17 protein-coding genes and 1 pseudogene are annotated in these 20,981 nt (G+C 50.1%); all 18 read right to left on the reverse strand.

Annotation, left to right across the window (positions count from 1 at the left end):
- Positions 1–22: 22 nt before the first annotated feature.
- The gene (locus AB1L17_RS07895) at positions 23–1,630 is read right to left on the reverse strand and encodes a helix-turn-helix domain-containing protein (protein ID WP_412846490.1); all 1,608 of its coding nucleotides are present in this window, start codon (positions 1,628–1,630) and stop codon (positions 23–25) included.
- A 129-nt stretch (positions 1,631–1,759) separates the two neighbouring features.
- A complete protein-coding gene (locus AB1L17_RS07900) occupies positions 1,760–2,734 on the reverse strand; it encodes an ABC transporter substrate-binding protein (protein WP_412846491.1) in 975 nt (324 codons plus the stop codon).
- 301 nt (positions 2,735–3,035) lie between these two features.
- Positions 3,036–3,824 (reverse strand): DeoR/GlpR family DNA-binding transcription regulator, encoded by a 789-nt coding sequence (locus tag AB1L17_RS07905; protein WP_412846492.1) that lies wholly within the window; start codon positions 3,822–3,824, stop codon positions 3,036–3,038.
- A 25-nt stretch (positions 3,825–3,849) separates the two neighbouring features.
- Positions 3,850–5,013 (reverse strand): saccharopine dehydrogenase family protein, encoded by a 1,164-nt coding sequence (locus tag AB1L17_RS07910; protein WP_412846572.1) that lies wholly within the window; start codon positions 5,011–5,013, stop codon positions 3,850–3,852.
- Between the two features lie 14 nt (positions 5,014–5,027).
- Positions 5,028–6,152, reverse strand: a complete 1,125-nt coding sequence (gene phnW / locus AB1L17_RS07915; protein ID WP_412846493.1) for a 2-aminoethylphosphonate--pyruvate transaminase — start codon at positions 6,150–6,152, stop codon at positions 5,028–5,030.
- Entirely contained in the window at positions 6,149–6,943 is a 795-nt protein-coding gene (gene phnX, locus AB1L17_RS07920; protein ID WP_412846494.1) for a phosphonoacetaldehyde hydrolase, read from the reverse strand. The genes phnW and phnX overlap by 4 nt, the downstream gene beginning before the upstream one ends.
- A 3-nt stretch (positions 6,944–6,946) precedes the next feature.
- Entirely contained in the window at positions 6,947–8,656 is a 1,710-nt protein-coding gene (locus tag AB1L17_RS07925) for a putative 2-aminoethylphosphonate ABC transporter permease subunit (protein WP_412846495.1), read from the reverse strand.
- 5 nt (positions 8,657–8,661) lie between these two features.
- Positions 8,662–9,711, reverse strand: a complete 1,050-nt coding sequence (locus AB1L17_RS07930) for a putative 2-aminoethylphosphonate ABC transporter ATP-binding protein (RefSeq protein WP_412846497.1) — start codon at positions 9,709–9,711, stop codon at positions 8,662–8,664.
- A gap of 17 nt (positions 9,712–9,728) precedes the next feature.
- Complete coding sequence (locus tag AB1L17_RS07935; RefSeq protein ID WP_412846498.1) at positions 9,729–10,805, reverse strand: putative 2-aminoethylphosphonate ABC transporter substrate-binding protein; 1,077 nt, start codon at positions 10,803–10,805, stop codon at positions 9,729–9,731.
- Positions 10,806–11,017: 212 nt separating this feature from the next.
- Entirely contained in the window at positions 11,018–11,710 is a 693-nt protein-coding gene (locus tag AB1L17_RS07940) for an aspartate/glutamate racemase family protein (RefSeq protein WP_412846499.1), read from the reverse strand.
- Positions 11,711–11,716: 6 nt separating this feature from the next.
- On the reverse strand, positions 11,717–12,847 hold the full coding sequence (locus tag AB1L17_RS07945; RefSeq protein WP_412846501.1) for a phosphodiester glycosidase family protein: 1,131 nt from the start codon (positions 12,845–12,847) through the stop codon (positions 11,717–11,719).
- An 18-nt stretch (positions 12,848–12,865) separates the two neighbouring features.
- On the reverse strand, positions 12,866–13,738 hold the full coding sequence (locus AB1L17_RS07950; RefSeq protein WP_412846503.1) for a sugar nucleotide-binding protein: 873 nt from the start codon (positions 13,736–13,738) through the stop codon (positions 12,866–12,868).
- Positions 13,739–14,103: 365 nt separating this feature from the next.
- Positions 14,104–14,556: a nucleoside deaminase gene (locus AB1L17_RS07955; RefSeq protein ID WP_412846505.1), complete on the reverse strand. Its 453-nt coding sequence runs from the start codon at positions 14,554–14,556 to the stop codon at positions 14,104–14,106.
- Positions 14,557–14,583: 27 nt separating this feature from the next.
- The gene (gene arcC / locus AB1L17_RS07960) at positions 14,584–15,534 is read right to left on the reverse strand and encodes a carbamate kinase (protein ID WP_412846506.1); all 951 of its coding nucleotides are present in this window, start codon (positions 15,532–15,534) and stop codon (positions 14,584–14,586) included.
- An 18-nt stretch (positions 15,535–15,552) separates the two neighbouring features.
- Positions 15,553–17,033: pseudogene (locus tag AB1L17_RS07965) on the reverse strand (cytosine permease).
- 78 nt (positions 17,034–17,111) lie between these two features.
- Entirely contained in the window at positions 17,112–18,539 is a 1,428-nt protein-coding gene (locus tag AB1L17_RS07970; RefSeq protein ID WP_412846507.1) for a YlbE family protein, read from the reverse strand.
- Between the two features lie 2 nt (positions 18,540–18,541).
- A complete protein-coding gene (gene fdrA, locus AB1L17_RS07975) occupies positions 18,542–20,086 on the reverse strand; it encodes an acyl-CoA synthetase FdrA (protein WP_412846509.1) in 1,545 nt (514 codons plus the stop codon).
- The gene (locus AB1L17_RS07980) at positions 20,068–20,979 is read right to left on the reverse strand and encodes an oxamate carbamoyltransferase subunit AllH family protein (protein WP_412846510.1); all 912 of its coding nucleotides are present in this window, start codon (positions 20,977–20,979) and stop codon (positions 20,068–20,070) included. Before AB1L17_RS07980 ends, fdrA begins: the two co-directional genes overlap by 19 nt.
- Positions 20,980–20,981: the final 2 nt, after the last annotated feature.

Genomic DNA, 20,981 nt, shown 5'->3' on the forward strand with positions numbered 1-20,981 from the left:
ATGCGAGCTTTTCTTTGTACTATCACGCTAATACTTTCAAGACATCGTCGACCTTTTTTCCATTGGCGATCACGCCGTGATTCATCCACGTCATGAAATCCACCTGGTACGCCCGCTTGTTGCGTACAGCTGGGAGGGCCTGCCACACCGGGTGGTTGAGCTGTAGCTCCTCTGCGCCTTGCTTCCCCTGATGCCATTTGTCAAAGGAGAAAAAAATATGATCGGCATCGAGCGTAGACAGCTCCTCCCACGATACCCCTTCTCTCACCTGCTTGGCAAATTGTTTTTTTACCAGCAGATGCGGCTCCATTTCCAAATCTTGAAACAACACCTGCGATGTGTAGTTTTGTTCCACAAGGATTTGATCTGCCGATATACGCAAGAAGGCGAGCTTTTGCCCTTTGATACTGCGGCTTAGCGTAGTTTTGGCAGCTCTCACTTTTTGCTCATACTGCTCGATTGACTGCTCTGCCAATTTACTTCTGCCCAATCGATCACCGAGTGTACGCAACGTTTTCCGCCACTCAGGACCGAACTGCTGAATCACGCATGTCAGAGCGATCCGTGCACATTGTTCATACACGTCCTCCTTCCAGCCTGTACATGGCCGAAGCATAATGACATCTGGGGCTCCACTGGACAAAAGCTGCACGTTATCTGTCAGCACATCGTATGTCGGTACGTCGTGCAAGCCCAAATAGTCCTGCTGCCCCCAATATGTATGCGCCCATTGAATTACGGGTCGAATGCCAAGTGCCAGCAAATAATCCTCCATATAAAGAGAGACGACCCGCAAATCATCCCGATGGATGTTGCGGTATTTGCCTGGCGCGAGCCCTACGCTCTGCTTAAAACGGCGATTGAAATAATACTCGCTGTTGAACCCGACGTTTTGCGCAATCTCGTTGATCCGATCACCTGTCATGAGCAGCAGCTGCTTCGCCCGATTGATTCGCAGGTGATTGATGTAATCGAGCGGGATTTGTCCTGTCATTTCTTTGAAGAGCTGCGTATAGCGCCAGCGTGCCACATGTGCTTCTTCCGCCAGCTGCTCTACGGTCAGCGCGTCCTGGTAATGCTCATCTACATACTCAATCGATCGTTCAACCGCTCTACGCGGGTCCAGACTCGTTTTGCCTGGCACATTTTGCCGGGCCAAATTGCATAGCAATTCCTCAAAGCGGACGTGATTATAAAATCGTTGCAACGACTCTGTGGCTTCACGATGCTTGTATATCTCCGCAATTGCTTCGACTACACGTGAAAAAGGCGTGCAAGTCAACTCTCCTATGCAGAAAAAATCTTCTGGAGCTGATTCAGCAGTAGTAGGTATCGGTACGCCCATGTGGACGATACGAAAAGTCAGATGATAAAAGTCGAGAACATGACTGGCACAGCTGATCTGAATACGCTGACGGGGGGCAGTAATCCAGCAACGCTCCCGAATAAATCGATTGATCGATGACTCGATTTCAATGAACCCTTCTCCGCCTGTCGCTACTATCAATGTGTAGTCTTCCGTCTCGTGATAGTGCTGCCCTGTGTTATTTTCCAACGTTACTTTTTGGATGTCCGTCATCACATAAAATGATGGTGGAGATAGCTTGACCCCGGATGCTTCGTTATTCATCTCCCTCACCCTTGCCGTGAGAATGATTATCATTAAACATTATAAAGTTAAAACAGCGCGCCGACAAGCTCCACACAACAAAAAGAAAGCGCATCAGCTGATCTGACACACTTTCTCTACTGAGCTCGATTACTTTACAAACGCTTTAACCAAGTCGTCTGCCTTCTTCATATTGGCCAGAATGGCACCGGATTGCCAATGTGTCCGCTCCATTGGGTAGACATGACCTTTTTTCACAGCGGGAACAGATTGCCAGATTGGGCTCTCCAAAATCTTGAGCGCATCCTTGTTTTCTTCGGAAGTCCACGTACCGTTCGACGGGAACACAATGATATGGTCTGCATCGATAGCCGGAATGGCTTCTTCTGATAATACCACGTGCGTTTCTTGATTTTTGGCAGCGGAATACGGCGTAAGGCCCAGCTCCTTATAGAGCATGCCTGTATAAACATTGCCATCTCCGAAGAGGGCCAAATTCGGCTTATTTCCCACGTTCAAACGTATGACGGCGACCGTTTCCTTGCCAATCGCCTTTTCCAGCTTTGCCTTGGTATCCGCTATTTTCGCATTGTACTTTTGGATCGCTTCGTCTGCTTTTTCTGGAACACCTAGCACCTCGGCGATTTTCTTGAGTCTTCCAATCGTGTCGTTACGGAGTTCATCCGGCAGCTTGTACGTAGGCGCTACCTTGCTGAATTCCTCGTATTTCTTGGGATCAGCGTAGCCATCCACAATGATGAAATCCGGATTGGCTGCAAGCAACGCTTCAATACTTCCTGTAATATCAAAAAGCGGCACATCCAGCCCGAGGTAATCCTGTTTGCCCCACGCCGGGTGATACCACTGGACAACCGGGGTCACACCCAGTGCTGTCAAGAAGTCCTCCTGATAAATCGCCGCTATCCGCTCTGGCTTTACCGGAATCTCTACATCGCCATACGCGTCTTTCACCACTTTGGTTTTCGCAGCGGTGTTCTCTGTCGAGGCTGTCTGCTCAGTGGATGCTGGCTCCGCTGCTTTTTCTGCACACGCAGTTAACACGAGAAACATGATCAATAATAATGCCATCCATGCCAATCCCGCATTCCGAACCGTTCTTGCCATCTTTCTACCCTCTCTCGCATCTGTTGTTGATTATTGTATTGATATTCATTCTCACTATTTGTATCCTGATCATATGTGTTTCCTTGCCAACTGACAATGCATTTTCTCCATTATTTTTTGTACAAACTCCACAACTGTCCGTGTGAAATCCTTTCCTTTTTGTAGAAGCGCAAAAATGGAATGGGGGCGCTGCTCTTGCCAGAGAGAGATTGCTGCAAATGCTCCCGCTTTTGCTGCGCCATTCTTCCTGAAGCAAACAGGCCAGCTTCCCTGTCGTGGGGAATCGCTGGCCTGCTTACTATTACTCCTCTGCTACCATCCATGCTACGTTTTTTGCTTGGAGTCCTTTATTCCATTCTGCTGGTGCTGCCGTATCGCTGATGATGATGTCGACCTCTCCCAAGTCTGCAATCTTGCACAATGTGCTGACCCCGATCTTGGAGTGATCCGCTAGCACAATGCTTTCATTGGCATTTTCGATGAAACAACGGGCGAGTTCCGTACGATCCGGCTCATAGCAGGTCAAGCCTTTATGGAGCAGGATGCCGTCTGCCGCGATAAACGCCTTGTCCACATAAAATTGTTTCATCATCTTCTCTGCATAGGTCCCGCTTACCCGATGATGCTTGGCGCTCACCTTTCCCCCCAGGAAGTAGATGTCTGCCGCAAGCATTCCATTGTTTTGGTACTCGATTAATCGATTCAGCGCCGTGATCGAGCTAGTGAGGATCGTCAAATCTTTTTTCGTCACGAGGAAGCTGATCATTTGCAAAGGCGTCGTCCCTTCATCGATGACAATGGTATCACTGTCTTGCACCAAGTCTGCTGCCAGCCGTCCAATCCGTTTCTTTTCGTCCGCTCGCAAGACCTCGCGGGCAAAATGAGAGGGCTCGGAGCGCTCTACTGTCAGCTTAACTGCACCACCGTAGACGCGCTTCAGCTTCTTCTCCGCCTCCAGCTCTTCCAAATACCTGCGGATCGACTCAGACGATACTTGCAGCTTTTCGACCAGCTCATTGGTTCGTACCTTGCCATTGGAATTGATCAACTGCAAAATGATTTGCTTACGCTCTTCCCCGAACAACGACACGCCGAATGTCCCCCTATCTCGTACTTTACGTCAGTTCGATCTTCTCTTCATGGATGTAAATCTGACGTTTTGCCAGCTCGTGAAAAATCACAGCCGGATCAAATGCTTCTTCTGGTGTAATGACGCCAATAGCGTTTACGTTTCCTTTTGCGATCTGCTCAGTCGCAATCGCCAGCGGGATTCCTACGTTGCGGGTATAAGCCCGCAGCCCTGCCCAGTCAGCTACAGAGCCATCTGATGCCGGATGTGTATGGTACAGGGTGTGGCGTACTTTGCGACCGTCCTTGGTACCTGTTACCTCGACATGAAGCGAATACCCGTATAATTCCGTCTCTTTTCCCTCCCTAGAATTGTAGAGGTATTGGGAGATACAATCAAGGATTCCTACCTTTGTTTCCCCTACCGTGATGGGATCGTTCCGTAAAAAGCCATAATCATAGAGGGCTTTGACCAGCTCCATGTTTTGCTTCGGCCATGTTCCCCGCACCTCGATCAGCTTTACTCCTTTTGGAGACAAAGCCTGTGCCAGCGTCTTCGTCTCCGCATGAGGAATGATGTACTGAACCGTTGTTCCATACGGCTCGGGAAGCTTTATTTCGCGAGGGCGAGCAAATGGCGGGACTTGAATGAATGCACCATTTTCATACACGACGCGCCCTGGCAGGTCTGGATCATACTCATAGGTCGTCGTCTCTGTAATTGATTTGGAAAAGGCAATCGGGCGAAAGGAACCGTGACTGACGCGGACCTCGTCGACTTCATCGAGCTGGTTCGCTGCATGCATCGCCATCATTTGGGTCAGTCCAGGCGTCATGCCAAAGCCAGGCAGGCAGGTCTTCCCATGATCGCGGAAGATCGCATCCGAGGCGTTTTCTTCCCCGAAACCGTTCAAATTGATGCCATGGCAGCCAGCCTCCGCAATCGCAGCAGTAGACAGGCCGTTCAGTGTGATCGTGGTACCGTCCATGACAATATCATAACCGCGCATTTTTTGGACCGTATCCGCATGATCGCGTACATTTACCCGAACAAAGTCTACGCGTGGATCATTCAGCCACTCGACTACCTTGCGACCTTCTTCTTCATTAAAATCACCGATCGTAATCTGCTCAAAATCCGAATGCATCACGAGATCGAGCACAGCTTCCCGACAAATATTTCCCGCTCCACCCAAGCAAAATACTTTCATCACGATAGCCTCCTTTAGATTTGCGCGTGCCAGAAACGATTTTTTTCCATTGCAGCGATTAATCTCTCGATATCCTCTGGATAAACCTCTCCGATATTGCCAATCCGGAACGTGTCCGCTTGCGAGATTTTGCCCGGATATATGACGAAGCCTGCCTGTTTTAGCCGCTCATACAGCTCGGCGAAGGTGAATGCCTCGCTCTCGGGATAGTAAAAGGACGTGATGAAGGGCGATTGCGATTCTTTTGGCAAAAGAATGCGAAATCCGATGCGCTCCATGCCTTCTGCGAGTAGCTGCTGATTGCGCTGGTAACGCTCATACCGTTTCTCAACTCCGCCCTCTGCCTCAAGCTCCACCAACGCTTGATAAAACGCGCGAACGACATGAGTAGGAGAAGTATACCGCCACTTTCCGTTTTGCTCCTCCATCGTCTTCCACTGACTGTACAAGTCGAGGGACAGCGTACGGGCAATCCCTTCGCATTTGCTGAGCGCAGACGTTTTGGCAATGACAAAACCGAAGCCAGGCACACCTTGGATGCATTTGTTTGCGCTTGAGATCAGGAAGTCGATCGAGAGCCCCGCTGCATCCAGCGGAATGCCACCGAAGCTGCTCATCGCGTCTACGATATAGACTTTGCCGTACTTCTTGGCGACTTCACCGATTTCCTTGATGGGATTGAGCATTCCCGTAGTCGTTTCTGAATGCACGACCGCCACATGCGTTATCGTCGCATCCGCCGCTAGCCTCTGCTCCAATGCCTCTGCATCGGCTTTTGTCACTTCGCCAAAATCAATTACCTCCGTCGCGATTCCATGTACTTGTGCCATTTCCACGATCCGATCACCGTATGCGCCATTCGTGAGGACGAGCAGCTTGCCGTCTGCCGGAATCGCACTGCTTATCACCGCTTCCACACAAAAGGTTCCGCTACCTTGTATCAAAACACTCGTATACTCCTCCACCTGTGAGGTTGCCATTTGCACGAGCTTCTGGCGGATTGCCTGTACCAGCTCATTGTAATCACGATCCCAGGTGCACCAGTCCCGCAGCATAGCTTCGCGAACAGTTGAAGAAGTGGTCAATGGTCCAGGGGTTAGCAACAAGTACGGATTGTCGGTTGGTCGTGTCTGATTCATGGTCTCTCTCCTTCTGCATGACGCTTCTCGATCTTTTCCAGCACTTCATCCAAGCATCCGATCTCCTCGATCACGTAGTGAGCACCTGCCGCCATTAATCGCTCTGTTGCGATAGCCAGCCTTTTATCCAGCTCTTCCTGTGGCAGGCTCGTCACTTCCTCCAAGGACAGGCCGAGCTCGCTTCCGCCATTCAGGACGCCAACGGTCCACATCCCGGCGTTTCTTCCTTCTTTCATATCGCTTGTCGTATCGCCGACCTTGACGATCTCGTTCATTGGGTACACGTCCAGCAGGATCGCATTTTGATAGCACATCCATGGGTACGGACGTCCTGCTGGCACTTCACTCGGGGTAACTAGTGCGTCTGGCACGTAGCCCTGTTGTTTAGCCGATGCCGCTACGACATTCATCATTTCCCTCGTGTAGCCTGTCGTCGAGCCGATTTTGATTCCTTGCTCACGCAGCCGTCCTACCAGCTCCAACGCTCCCGGAACTGGGGTAGCGTATTCATGCAGCGTCGCCATCAGCATCGGTTCGAAGTCGGCGTACAATTCGTCCACATCCGCTTCATTCGGAAGACGACCATAACGCTCTTGCCATAGCGCTGCTACCCGCTCCATTTTGCACAGCGCCTGGATGTGATCGCGCTTGAGCATCCCCATCGGTTCGCGAGCTTCTGCTGCAGTCAGCTCAATCCCCCGTTTTTTGAACACCTGCAAAAAGACAGCCAAAGGAGCGAAACATCCGTAATCTACCATCGTTCCTGCCCAATCAAAAACTACTGCTTTCATGCTTTATGCCACCTGCCCTTTCTCTTGGCTAGATCCTGTTGTCCGCTTGCGAAGTCTGGATGCGATCCATTCTGCGCCTGCACGAGCGATGATGTTGAGAGCGACGATCAATACCGACATCGCTGCTGCCGGAGCCACATCCCCAGCATCATCCATGTTGACGATGGAGACAGACGCCAGCTTGAAATCCGCTGCGTACAGAAACACAACCGCCGAGATCGTCACCATCGAATTGATGAAAAAGTACACCGCCATCTCGACAATCGCCGGCATACAGACGGGAATCGTGACGCGCCACAATAGCTTTGTCTGCGAGATTCCCATGGACTCTGCCGCTTGCTCGAACTCGGGATCGAGCTTTTTCAACGCGCTCGTCGCTGTAATGAAGCCGACTGCGAAAAAATGAATGACATTCGCCAAAATCAAAATCCAAATCGTTCCGTACATACCGTGAAATGGATTCGACGGATTGTTGAAGAAGAAAATGTACGCCAGCCCAATGACCATCCCCGGCAATGCTAGCGGGAGAATCGACAGGAAGTATCCAGCTTGGCGAAGCCCCTTCCACACCTGGGATTTTTCAATCGTATAGGCGGTAATAAATGTGACCGCCGTCCCGATCACCGCCGTCAGCAAGGCGACGAGAATGCTGTTCCACAGTGGCTCGATTCCTTCCCCTGCTACGTTGGAAAAGTCGTAATGATCCAAGCCGAGAGTCAGATTGTACGGCCATACTTTGATGAAAGATGCCAGCACTACCGCAGCCATGAGGAGCAACAAAAATCCGCTGACGCTCGCACAAAGGATGAAATAAAACAAGTCGCGCAAACGATTTTCCTTGATTCGATACGGCTTGGACTTGGCTGTTACAGCCGCGTGCTGCTTACGCTCAACAATCCGGTCAACGACAAACGCCACGAGAGCGGGAATGATCAATAGCAGCCCAACCGTTGCGCCCATCGTCATATTTTGCTGGCCAATGACCTGCTTGTAGACGTCTGTCGCCAGCACGGAAAACTGCCCGCCGACAACCTTTGGTGCGCCGAAGTCAGTAAACGAGAGAGTAAAGCAGACAAAGCAGGCGCTGACGATACCGTATTTCACGCTGGGAATCGTCACGGCAAAAAACTTGCGCCAATGGTTGGCACCGAGCGTATCCGCCGCTTCGTATAGCTGATAGTCGGCAAAAGCAAGGGAAACAGCGAGAATCAAATACGCTTGCGGGAATACATAGACGATCTCCGCCAAAATAATCCCCACTGGGCCGTACAGATCGATGTCCCATTGGAACGGGAGCAGCCCGAAGATTCCCGTCGTCACCAGCCCTTGATTCCCAAAAAGGTAGGTCAGGGCGATTCCGTGCATCATCGTGGGTGCAAACAGCGGCAGCAGCGCGATCGCCCGAAAGACTCGTTTTCCGCGAATCCCGCTGCGCGTCAAGGCATACGCGAACAGAAAAGCGAGTGTGACGGCGATCAGCGTCGTCATCGCAGAAATATACAAGGTGTTATTCAGCGACGCGGCTAGTGCAGGGGTGGAAAAGTACGTAACGAAATTGTCCAGACCGATGAACTGACCGTTTTTGTCATAGAATGCTTTGGAAAACAGCTGGCCCAGTGGCAGCAGCACACTTGCTGACAACCCAAGTACGACGAGAGCGATGAGCCACTTTTGCATGGCTTTTCCATCGAAGATTGACGTCATTTCCTTCATGCTGCTCACCCCTGCTCCTCTAAGGCTGGCGCATGCTCAAAGGTCAGCAAATTCTCCAGCGGAAACTCCAGCCACACCTTTTTGCCTCGGATCATTCCAAGTCTTTGTGCCTCTGCAGCTATCAAATCGATTGTCAGAAGCTCTTTTTTTAGCTGACCTTCCTCTTGCCACTCCAGAAAGATTCGGTAAAAAGCACCGCGAAATTCTATCTCGGAAATAGTCGCAGGTATGGCGCATTCGGATTCTTGCTGTAAAATCCGCACATGCTCCGGTCTAATCGCAAGCAAGCGATTCGGATCAGATTGCGCATTCTCAAATCGGCTGTACTCAAAAAAGTTAATCGCTCCGATAAAATCTGCAACAAACGGTGTGGCTGGTTTGTTATAAATCTCCTCTGGCGTGCCGATCTGAACGACCTCACCGTGATCCATTACGACGATTTTGTCCGCCATGGTCAATGCCTCATCCTGATCATGCGTGACCATCACCGTCGTCATTCCGTACTGCTCATGCAAACGCCGAATCTCCCGACGCAGCTTTTGTCTTACTTTTGCATCCAATGCGGATAGTGGTTCATCTAAAAGCAGGACATCCGGCGATAGTGCAATCGCTCGCGCCAAGGCAATCCGTTGTTGTTGACCGCCTGAGAGCTGGCTGGGATATTTGGCGGCGGCATGAGACAAATCAACCATGTCCAGCGCTGCTTCTACTTTGGCTGCGATCTCTTTTTTTCCCAGCTTCTTTTCTTGCAAGCCAAAGGCAATGTTTTGGGCAGCAGTCAAATTGGGAAACAAGGCGTACGACTGGAACATCATCGCGATGTTTCGTTTTGCCGGGGGCAAGGAGGTGATCTCCCTGCCTCCCAGAATCATCTGGCCTGTCGTCGGCTGCTCCAATCCTGCCAGCATTCTCAGTAATGTCGTTTTGCCGCAGCCACTGGGACCGAGCAGACAAACAAATTCATTCTTGTCAATTTCGATGGAGATGTGCTCCAACGCGGCAAACAAACCAAAGCGTTTACTGATCCCTTGAATGGATAGATAGGATTGTGTCATGCTGTTCTCCTCGCTGCTTACTTAGGTTCGCTCTTGGTCGCGTATCTTTTTTCCCACTCAGCCAAGGTGTTGTCACGATTTTGAGCGGCTTGATTCAGGTCGAGCTTGATTAATTGCTTGATCGGATCTACTGCGTAGCCTTCCGGGAGCGTTGCGCCTTCTTGCTTGACACTGACGATGGCGAAGTTCTGGTTATAGGCTTTCATGACTTCATCCGAGATGGCCCAGTCCAAGAACAGCTTGGCTTCTGGCTTGATCTCACTCTTTTTGATCAAAGCATTCGCCTCTACATCCCAACCCGAGCCTTCTGTTGGAAAGACGACTTCAACAGGTGCGCCTTTTTTCTTCTCGGTAATGGAGCGGTAGCCAAAGGAAATGCCGATTGGATATTCGCCCGATGCGGCCATTTTCGCTGGCTTCGAGCCGGAATGCGTGTAGATCGCCATATTTTCATGCAGCTTGTCGAGGTACGCCCAGCCTTCTTGCTCCCCTTTCAGCTGCATGATTCCGTTAATCGTGAGTAGCCCAGTTCCTGAAGACGCCGGATTTGGCATTACGATCAGTCCTTTGTACTCCGGCTTGATCAGGTCTTCGTATGAGCGTGGGATGGGCAAATTGCGTTTTTCCAGCTCCTTGGTGTTGACCGCGATTGCTGTTTCCCATGCATCAATTCCTACCCAGCTCGCAGGTTCCTTGGAATCCTTAAACTCTGGAGACACTCTCTCGATTCCTTTTGGCGAATAGCCTTCGAGCATGCCTTGCTGGTCGAGCACGAGCAGGCTTGTCGCTGCCGTTCCCCATACGACGTCTGCTTGGGGATTGTCTTTTTCCGCCAGCAGCTTTGCTGTGATGATCCCTGTAGAATCGCGGACGATATTGACCTTTACATCTGGATATTTCGCTTTGAAGGATTCCAGATACGTTTTGATCTGATCATCCTCCAGCGCCGTATAGACTGTAATCTCTCCTGAGGCGGTTGTACTTTCTGTTGTGGAACCTTGTGTGTTTGGTTGCGACTGAGGTGATTGCCCACATCCTGCCAAAAATGCGATGGATAATACGGAAGCAAGTAAAGGATAATGCCATTTCTTCATGAGAACCTCTCCTCTTTGCGGAATGTTCATTTCTTGGTTCCTACGAGACCAATCTTACGGGGAAAATATTAAGAGGATATGAACGCAACGTAAATTGATTGTTTTTATGTGTGTTTAGTTGTTTTTAATTGGATTTATACACAAATAAAAGACTGAGTCATCCATCCTAGTAGCAAATGGTATGAACTCAGTCTTTTGTTTTTTCCTAGCGTCTACCGCAGAGCAGCTTCCACAGCCGCTACTGCATGTATCGCAGTCGTATCAAATACCGGGACCGTGCAATCTTCGGCGGAGATCAGCAAACCGATTTCTGTACAGCCGAGGATGACTGCCTCTGCACCTTCCTTGACCAATCGCTCAATGATCGCCTGGTATGTATGCTTGGATTCCTCGCGAATGGTTCCTACGCACAGCTCATGATAAATGATGTCATGGACGAGTTTTCGCTCTTGTTCATCCGGCAGCAATACCTCTAATCCATGAACATCTCGCAGACGCCCTGTGTAGAAATCCTGCTCCATCGTGAATCGCGTCGCGAGTAGTGCCACTCGTTTATGCCCGTGGCTCACGATCGCTTGGGCTGTCGCATCCGCGATATGAAGAAAAGGCAGGCTGGTCGCTTCCTCGATGGCATACGCCAGCTTGTGCATCGTATTCGTGCAGAGGACGATCAGGTCAGCACCCGCTGCTTCCAAACTTTTCGCCGCGATTGCCATCCGCTCGCCTGCTTCTGCCCAGCGACCTTCTCGTTGCATTTCTTCAATCTCGGCAAAATCTACGGAATACAGGATGCTTTTTGCCGAATGCAAACCGCCCAGCTTCTCCTTGACGGTTTCATTGATTAAACGATAGTAGACCAAGGAAGACTCCCAGCTCATGCCGCCAATTAATCCGATTGTTTTCATTGTTTTCTACTCTCCTTTGTCAGTTATCGTTGCCACTCGTGTTTTGCTATCCCACTCGACGTTCATAGACGTAAGCTCTGCCGCAGTTCGAAGCGGAATCATCAGCTTTCCGCTAATCAAGCGCGGACGCTCCGTCATCGGCAAAAAATGTCCATTCACACTCACTTTGCCACTCTCCCAAATCTTGTACTCCTTGTCCCCGATTGGCAGTGTGAGCGACTTTTCCTCTACATTCTCCGACACGCTTATTCCCAGCTTCGTGAAAAATGACTGAGCCGGGACATAGACACTCCCCTGGATCAAAAGTGGCTGTTGCGCCAGGACGAGAGGCGTAGAGCCTAAGCGCAGCTGTATGGAAGGAGCTTTTCGCTCGATGACGACCAGCGCATTGCTCAAGTCCCGACCGGGTGTAGTCAACAGCTTCCCATGTGCGTAGAGGCCTGACGAAGCACCGCCATCCATATTCATTGCCGATACCAGACCCATGGACTGACAGATCGTCGCCAGCTGTGCCAAGGTAACATTGGGGACAGTCCCCATCACGAGCTGGTTGTCCGCCGTGTATCCGATGAAGGAGCGCTGTCCACTCAGCTTCACGAGCTTTGGGTCTTTCATCCCTTCTGCAAGCGGATTGACGACGACTTTTCCATTTTGTACAAGGGTAGGCCCGGCGCTCGTGACATGCTCGTATTGTTCCTCTTTCATCTGCGCGCTCGAAGCAATGACAGGACGCATATTTCCATTAAAGCCAATCGAGGCTCCGCTGCTTCCTTCGTTCTTTTTGTCATAATCGATCACAATCGTGCCCCATGGCGGCTTGTATGCATCCTTGTTGTACGCCATGAAAAACGTCCCGTTCATTGCAGCCAGAGCATTGTGCTGCTTCGCCATGGCAGCGAGGCTCTGTGTTTTACCCAGTTCACCGTGAGCGAGAACAGGACGAACCTCCAAGCGCGTGTCGTTCAGGTTGATTTTGACGAACTGGACTGTGCGTTTTCCAGAGGTTGTCTGGAAGGTTTGACTACCTGGTTGTACGCTCTTTACCACTTCCTTTTGCGGTGACTGCGCTGCATAGGCAGGCTGTATGATACATGCTGCAAATAAACAAAAGGCAAGGAGCCACTTGCTGACCTTCATGTTATCCTCCTAGTTGCTTCAAGCGTGATTGATTGCTTCCTCTGCTCCCACCTGACGAAAACGGGTCCGTAGCAGTTCATGCGCCTTTTTCGTACTTAGCGAAGTATCCAACGGAATCCCGCGTTCTAGCGCCTCCGCTTCGATTAACATGGTTTCTTTTACACCATTTGCATTCAGCCCTAAAGCCAGAGCCATCTTTTTGTAAAAAGAATAATAACTCTCTTTCTTTGCTGGACCGAGATGAAGCGTTCCGAGGCAAGAGCTGTGTAGCAATTCGTGAATGGCATTCCCCACGTCTTCCACATGGACAAACGTCTTGTACAAATTACTAGATCGCCTTACATCTCTGCCAGCTTCTAAGTCTTCGCACAACGAAACGACTCGCTTATCCCATCGCCCAGCCGCATTGCGTCCATAGATCGGGCCCATTCTCACGATGACATGATTGGAATGCTTCTCGCGAATTTGTGCTTCCCCTCGTATTTTGGCATTCGAATACGCAGCTAACGGATTTCTCTCATCCAATGGCTCGGGCGGATCTTCTTCCCGATAAGAGCCTGTTCCTCTTCCGAAAATACCGTCTGTGGAGATGAAGATGAATTTGCTCGTTTCTGGCAACTGAGATAACAGGGCATCCAAGCCTTTTTCTATTAGCTCTCGTTCATCTGTTGCACTCATCAACGCCCAAATGACAACATGCGGTGAAAAACCTTGCAGCATCGCTGTAAAAGAAGGGGGATCGGTCACATCGATTTGGAGCAGATGACCAGCAGCTGGTGCCGAAAAGCATGTACCTGTGAGTTCAGTAGCATCATCCTGCGAAAGCTCATGATAGATTTGACTTCCTAAGTAGCCGCTTGCCCCGAGTAACAATACGCGGCGTTTCTCCATGGCATGTCCCCCTCCATCGCTCACCATTTCCAATATGATCCAATATACCACTATCTCCCTTTTTCGGCGACGCTAAAAATTAGTCAAGTCTCCTAGACCACTTGTCCACACCACTCTAGCTTCCCTCGCATACGATAAGGTAATAGAGAAAAAAGGGGGGATATCCATGAAAAAAAGAAAATACCGCGCAAGACGCAATGGCAATGGAAACGGAAGAACGATTCGCCTCACGCTTCGTCCAGGTGACAGACTGATCGTACGAGTACGCAACCGCAACGATTAACATTTCTCACGACATCCCAAAGAGAGCCATTCCCCTTTTTCGGAGCATGGCTCTCTTTCCTGTCTGCTTTTTACGTTGCCCGCTACTCTTTGTTCAGCTTGTGAAAATGGGTAAACAACTGATCGCAGTCCTCGCGCTTCTCCACCTTGATCATGTTCAAAACACTCGTATCCTTACCGGAAAAATAGTCGCGCAGATGCTTGTCCGAAAAACCGTTCTCATGTGCATCCTCCGCAGTCGAGCAGTAATGAACGACCTTGATGCCGGACCAAATGATAGCCCCCACGCACATCGGGCAAGGCTCGCAGGTCGCGTAAATCTCGCAGCCTGTCAAATCCATCGTGCCCATCGTCTTGCACGCTTCGCGAATGGCTACCATCTCTGCGTGCTGGGACGGGTCCATATCTGCCATCGTGCGATTGCTGCATACGGCGATCACTTCGCCGTTTTTCACGACAGCCGCCCCGAAAGGTCCTCCGAGCTTGTTGTTCATACCTTCCATCGTTTTTTCCACTGCCAGCTTCATGTAATCCATAGACTTGCATCCTCCCTTAAGAGGCCATTATTTTACGATGTGTGTCCCTGCTTTGTTCGTAATCGCATCCTTTAAGCTCTCCGGGTTCGTGATGATCACGCTTGACCCGTTTTTCTCCAAGAAGCTTAAGCTGGCTTCAATTTTTGGCAGCATGCTGCCTTTTGCGAAGTGCTCTTCACGAACGTATTGCTTCGTTTCCTCTACCGTGATGCGCTCCAGCGCCTTTTGATTCGGCTTGCCGAAGTTAATGCATACCTGCGGAACACCCGTCGTAATGATCAAGGTCTGTGCATCAATTTGCTCTGCCAGCAAGCTGGTGGCAAAGTCCTTGTCGATGACAGCATCAATCCCATCGTACGTATTTTCGCCCGTTTTCACAACCGGAATACCGCCGCCGCCAACAGCGACTACCACATATCCCGCTTCGATCAACGATTTGATTGCGTCTTTTTCCACGATGTCGATTGGCTTCGGGGAAGGAACCACTCTTCTGTAGCCGCGACCAGAATCCTCAATAAATACCCAGTCCGGATGCTCTTTGCGCATCTCTTCCGACTGCTCCAGCGTGAAGAAGGAGCCGACCGGCTTCGTTGGATTATCAAAGTTCGGATCATCCTTGCTGACTTCTACCTGTGTGATGACGCTCGCCACTTTTTTATTGATCCCTCTTTTGGCAAATTCGTTGGTGAGTGCCTGCTGGATTTGATAGCCGATTCCCCCCTGCGTATCCGCCACGCAATTGACCAGAGGGATCGTAGGCATCCCGGACACTTCATTGGCAATTTCGCATCTTTGCAAAGCAAACCCAACCTGCGGTCCATTGCCATGGGTAACGACAACGTTGTACCCTTCTTGCACCATATCTGCGATATTTGCTGCGGTTTCACATACGGCTTCATACTGGTCTTGAATCGTGTTGCGACCATTATCTTTAACTAATGAGTTGCCGCCGATTGCAACAATAACGAGTTTTTCCACTGGGCACTTCTCCCTTTGTTAAGATACTTTTGCAGCTGTTTCTCTCTGCGTGATCGTGCTTGTTTTGTTCCGTTTATAGCACAGTGCATATAAGACGCCGGATATGATCGTCCCGCTAAGGAACGCTGACTTGCTGATATTTGCCAACAGTGGCACATTCGGCAAGAAAGAGCCGGATAACGTAATCAAGAAGCTGACGATCAATACGCCGCATGCCACCATATTAAAACCGTTTTTGTATTCCCCGTTTTCACCTGGTTTTACGTAGATAGCAGCTAAATCCAGCTTTCTTTTTCTTTCCATGAAGAAACTGACCAGCATGATCCCCGTAATCGGACCGTACATGGAGCCGATAAAGCTATAGAACATATACAGAGCGGCCGTGCCGTCCACCAGCTTCCAAGGTAAAATGACAGTCCCCAATACAGCTGTTAAGATAGCCGCTGATTTCACTGTAAACATTTTCGGAAGAAGCGCTGTCATTTGCAGCCCAGATGGAAGTAAATTTCCAAACACAACATAGCTCGTCGAACCTATATTCAGTGCCAGCAACAAGATAATCACGGCAACAGGATTCCCAATTTGATCAATGGCAGCGACTACATTAAAGTCTGTGATGCCAAATGCGATTTGCGTTCCAACCAACAATCCTACACACGTAATTCCAAACAGGATGTAGGATGCAATCATCCCAAGCGGCAGACCAATCATCGGAGCTTTCGGGTGTTTTGCCCGTTGCGTAAGGTCTGCAATATTGACAATCGGGCCACCCCAGTTCGATACCAATGCACTTACACATGCGATAAATACAAGCCAATTCTCCATCGGTTTGGCAGGAGCATAGGCAAAGATCGGACCAAATCCTCCAGCAACGCTGATCGCCCAAATCGCTGCACCCACGATGAAAATATAGATGATCGGCGAAGACCATTTACTAAACAGACTGAGAATTTTCATTCCACCTAAAAACAATCCAACTGTAATGACCCAGAGGATCACATAAGAAAGCATGGTCGGGAAGTCTAATCCGAGAAAATCAAAGCCTGGAACCATATTCATATAGCCCGGGAATATTTTCTCAAAAATAACATTAAAGGATTGTGCGCCAATAATTGTTTTGTCCCAAAAAACACAACACCAGCGATAAGCCCACGACATATAGCAGGAATGATCGAACCTTTTACACCAAAGGAGCTGCGCAAAAGCATCGAATAGCCAATCCCGTACTTCTGTCCCGCATAGCCATTCAACACATAGCCAGCCGAAACAATCAAGGCAGCAATCATGACTGCCCACAAGACTTGCGGAACGGATAATCCGAGGACAAAGAATCCGGCTACAGTCATGTACGACATAAGATTGTGCACAGCGCCCATCCACACGGTCACGTAGTTAAAGGTGCCCCAATCTCGATTTTCGGAGGTCTTTGGCAAAATATCGTCCGCGTATCCATAGGACTTGAATTCTTCATATGATTCCTTTACGTTTGCCTGTCCCATGTTCATTCACCTTCCTCATTCAACCCAGCTTTCGCAACCTTCTTTTGCTGCGAAAGCTGAGTCACCTAGGATGAAAAGCTATTCGCTAATCGTTTCCGTCACTGCGAGCAATGCCTTTTCAAAAGCTTCCATTGGTGGATACGTAATACCCGCACCGATCATGCCGATGCCTGCGTCTTTATGAGCAATCGCCGTATTAATGATCGGCAGAATGCCTGTTTGAATCACCTGACGAATATCGATTCCTGTTGGTACTCCACGGAAGTCCAGGAGTGGAATCGTGACGTTTGGATTGTCGGCTGTCGTGATTTCCTTCATTGTCGTAGAGAAGCCAATCGCTTCTTCAACCGTTCCGCCTACGAGCGCGACAATCGCAGGTGCTGCCGCCATCGCGAAGCCGCCGATTCCGTACGTTTCAGTGATCGCACTGTCCCCGATATCCAAGCCGGAATCCTCTGGCTTGTAGCCTGCAAACATCGGACCGATTACCTTTTGTGCAGGTCCTGTGAACCAAGTGTTGCCTGCCATGCCGCTCACGCGAATACCGAACTCTACCCCATTACGCGCCATCGTAGTGACAATCGTGCTGTTCTCGATTCCATGTGCTGCATCCAGCGCGCATTTGCACATCGCCATCCATGTTGGACCGGAGAAGTAGTCGCTGCTCGCTACGAAATCGAATACTTCGCGTTTTTGTTCTTTTGTAAAATCTGTCTCCAAAATGTACGGAGTCAGAGCTTGAATCAACAGGCTCGTACCTGCGTTGTTGCGGTTATGGCATTCATCGCCCATGTGCAGCGCTTGCGCCAGCATGAGACGCAGATCAATTTCACCAGCGATTTTCATTGCATCACGCAGCATTGGTCCCAATACATCGCGCATCCAGTTCAGACGGGCGATGACGCTTTCATCGTTGGCACCCATCCGAAGAATTTTGGCCATTTGCTCACTCAGGTTGGTGTACGCGACGTTGCCGTATGTTTTGTTTTTCACCACATGCATGAACATCGACGCGGATGTCACACCTGCCATGGAACCTACGCAGTTGTGTTCGTGGCATGGAGAGAACGTGATTGCACCGGAAGCAGCTACCTGTTCAGCTTCCTCGATGTCTTTGGCCAAGCCCTCGAATACGATTGCGCCGGTTACCGCACCTTTCATCGCGCCGCACATTTTGTCCCAAGTAATGGGCGGACCTGCGTGCAGAATCGTGGTTTTTGTCATGCCTGGTACCACATTGATCGCTTGGTCGAAGCCAACGAGCATCGGCTGGGAGTTGATGATGCGCTCTACCGCCAGCTTGTTTGCCGCTGCGATTTTCCGAGCGACAGCCGCATTTTCCAGTCTGTCGAGAGCGTTGATCAGCTCAAGCTTTCCACCGCCTGGCGGCTTCCAATCCAGATGAGACGCATTCGCATTTTGCTTGATGATATCGTCTTTGAAAAACTCGATCCCTACGTTGATCGCATGAATTTTCCCGTTAAACAGCTCATTGATTTTGCTCATGATTATTCCCCTTTCGCAACAAATTCTCTAGCAAGAAGACCCGCGTTCGTGCTGCTGCTCGCAATCGTGACACCCGCATCCATCAGCTTCTTCACTTGCTCATCGAAGTTCGGGGTATCGAGGTCGGTACCCAGCACATAGCCCAGGATTTCCAGATGTCTGCCTTCCTTGGCAGCCTGCGCTTTTGCTTCGATGATCGCTGGCAGCATCACGCCTACAGGATCTTCGTGAGAACCGAAGCCCAAAATGAAGTCCATCAGAATGACGCCGACAGAAGGATCTTTTGCTTCTTCCATAAATCTTGCAATGCGCAAGGACGGATCGATCATTGGATGCGGCTTGCCGTTTGTAAAGTCGTCATCGCCCATATCGAGGTAGGTGTGAGCCTTGCTCTCATGGATGTTTTTCAGCTTGTAGTCCGCCTTCTTCTGGATGTTGCTGTATACGTCTTCATACTTGTCCATCGCGAGGTACATCGCTTCATCGCACAGTGTTCCGCCGCAGAACAATCCGCGAACGTATTTTTGTTCCGGTGTCAGCTTGGCCCGCACTTCTTCAATCAGCGGCCAGTTAAGTGCGCGCTTGTTGAGCTCGTCTTCGTTGGCGCCAGCCAGCACAACTGCCTTGATGGCTGCCTCTTTGCTTGTCTTGGCAAAATGCCCCCCAGCTTGTACAACCGCTGCTTCGTCTCCACCGATGAAGTACACGACGACTGGCTTTTTGCTGTTCTTCACTTGTGCCAGCACTTTTTCTTGAACGCTTGGTGCTGGTGGCTTGGAAATGAGCACGATGACCTTCGTCGCCTCATCCTCTTCCAGCGCTTTGATTCCGTCGAGCATCATGATGCCGCCGACTTGCTCGGAGAGGTCGCGACCGCCTGTACCGATCAGCTGCGTGATACCGCCGCCGAAGTCGTGAATACGCACGCTCACCTCTTGGCTTCCTGTACCAGATGCACCTACGATTCCGATGTTGCCTTTTCTCACGGCGTTTCCGAAGCACAGTGCCACATTGCCAATAATCGCAGTACCGCAGTCAGGTCCCATCATCAAGAGGCCTTTTTCATGCGCGAATTGCTTGAGGGCGATTTCATCCTCGATGCTCACGTTGTCGCTGAACAGCATGACGTGCAGGTCGTTTTCCAATGCTTTTCTCGCTTCTCTCGCCGCGAAAGCACCGTTTACCGAAATCACTGCGAGGTTTGCCTCTGGGATGCTGGCTGCTGCTGAATCAATCGTGGAGTATTTAATCTCTGTTGCTGATTTGCTGCCGCCTTTTTTCTTGAACAGTTCCTCGATAGCGATGAGAGCGCTTTCGCACAGCTCGTCTGTCGCCGCCTTCACCACGATCATCAGGTCGCTCGTTTTCGCTGCTTCCAGTTCAGGGGTGAGTAAACCAACGTTTTTCAATACCTCTTTGTTCATGTCGGTGCCCATCGCGATAACCGCTTGTTCGACACCTTCAATTTGATTCGCTTTTGTAGATAGAGACATCAAGGATACCGAGTCAAAATACGTGCTTTGCTTGATTACGACTTTGGTAGACATACGTTACCTCCAGCTTCTAGATTTCGTTCCAAACCGCATAGAATGCCAAGCAGGATATCTGTTCCCGACGAGGAGCCGATTCCGACGATTTTATCCAAGGCAGGGACAAGCTCTTCCAAGGAGCCTGCCACCATGCACGAAAGCAAATTTTGGAGTGACTCTCTTACTTGTCCGCTGGCAGCTTTTTTCAGCGTAATCGCACTGATTTCGTTCGTGAATGTTTCGGACGAACGGACGATTTCATCGAAAAATGGGCATGACAAACTACAGGAAATGTTTTGCAACTTGTATACACTACACAATCCCACTAAAAAATCGTCACCCGAGGGTGTTAACCCTGGCCCCAGTCCGATAAGACTTATCGCATGCTGAGTAGCTGACTCTATGCGGTTGTTCGCCAGTTCGTCGGAAAGCATGCCTGCACGCTCGATCAGCATACGGGACATCTCTTTCTCAAACGGACTGGCAGGTTGGGAGGACATTTTCATGCCCCCCGTCTTGCCGTGTACGTCCACGTAGTTCTTCGTGAACGCCAAATTTCTTCGCAATACCTCTACGCCTTCTATGTCACAAGGATAGGAAGGAAGCTCACCTTCCCACTTTGTTGCTTGCTGAATCCATATTCGTAAATCCGCTCCGATAACGAGCGTGTTCTCTTCCGTAATGACCGGAGCATGAACGGACAGCCCCAGCTCTGAAAAGCCTTGTACATCAATGATGAGCGTGTTCGGTGCATTGTCTAGCTGACGATTGCCAATGGTGTACAATTCCCCGTTTTCGCTGCATGTCAGATTGATCGTTCGCTCAAAAATACTGTGTACGGTCCCGCTAAAGTTTGCTCGTGCCAAACGCTCAAGGAAACCGGCATCGCCAGACAGCGCCTGGATGTACATGG

This window comes from Brevibacillus jepli, assembly GCF_047229145.1.
GTDB lineage: Bacteria > Bacillota > Bacilli > Brevibacillales > Brevibacillaceae > Brevibacillus.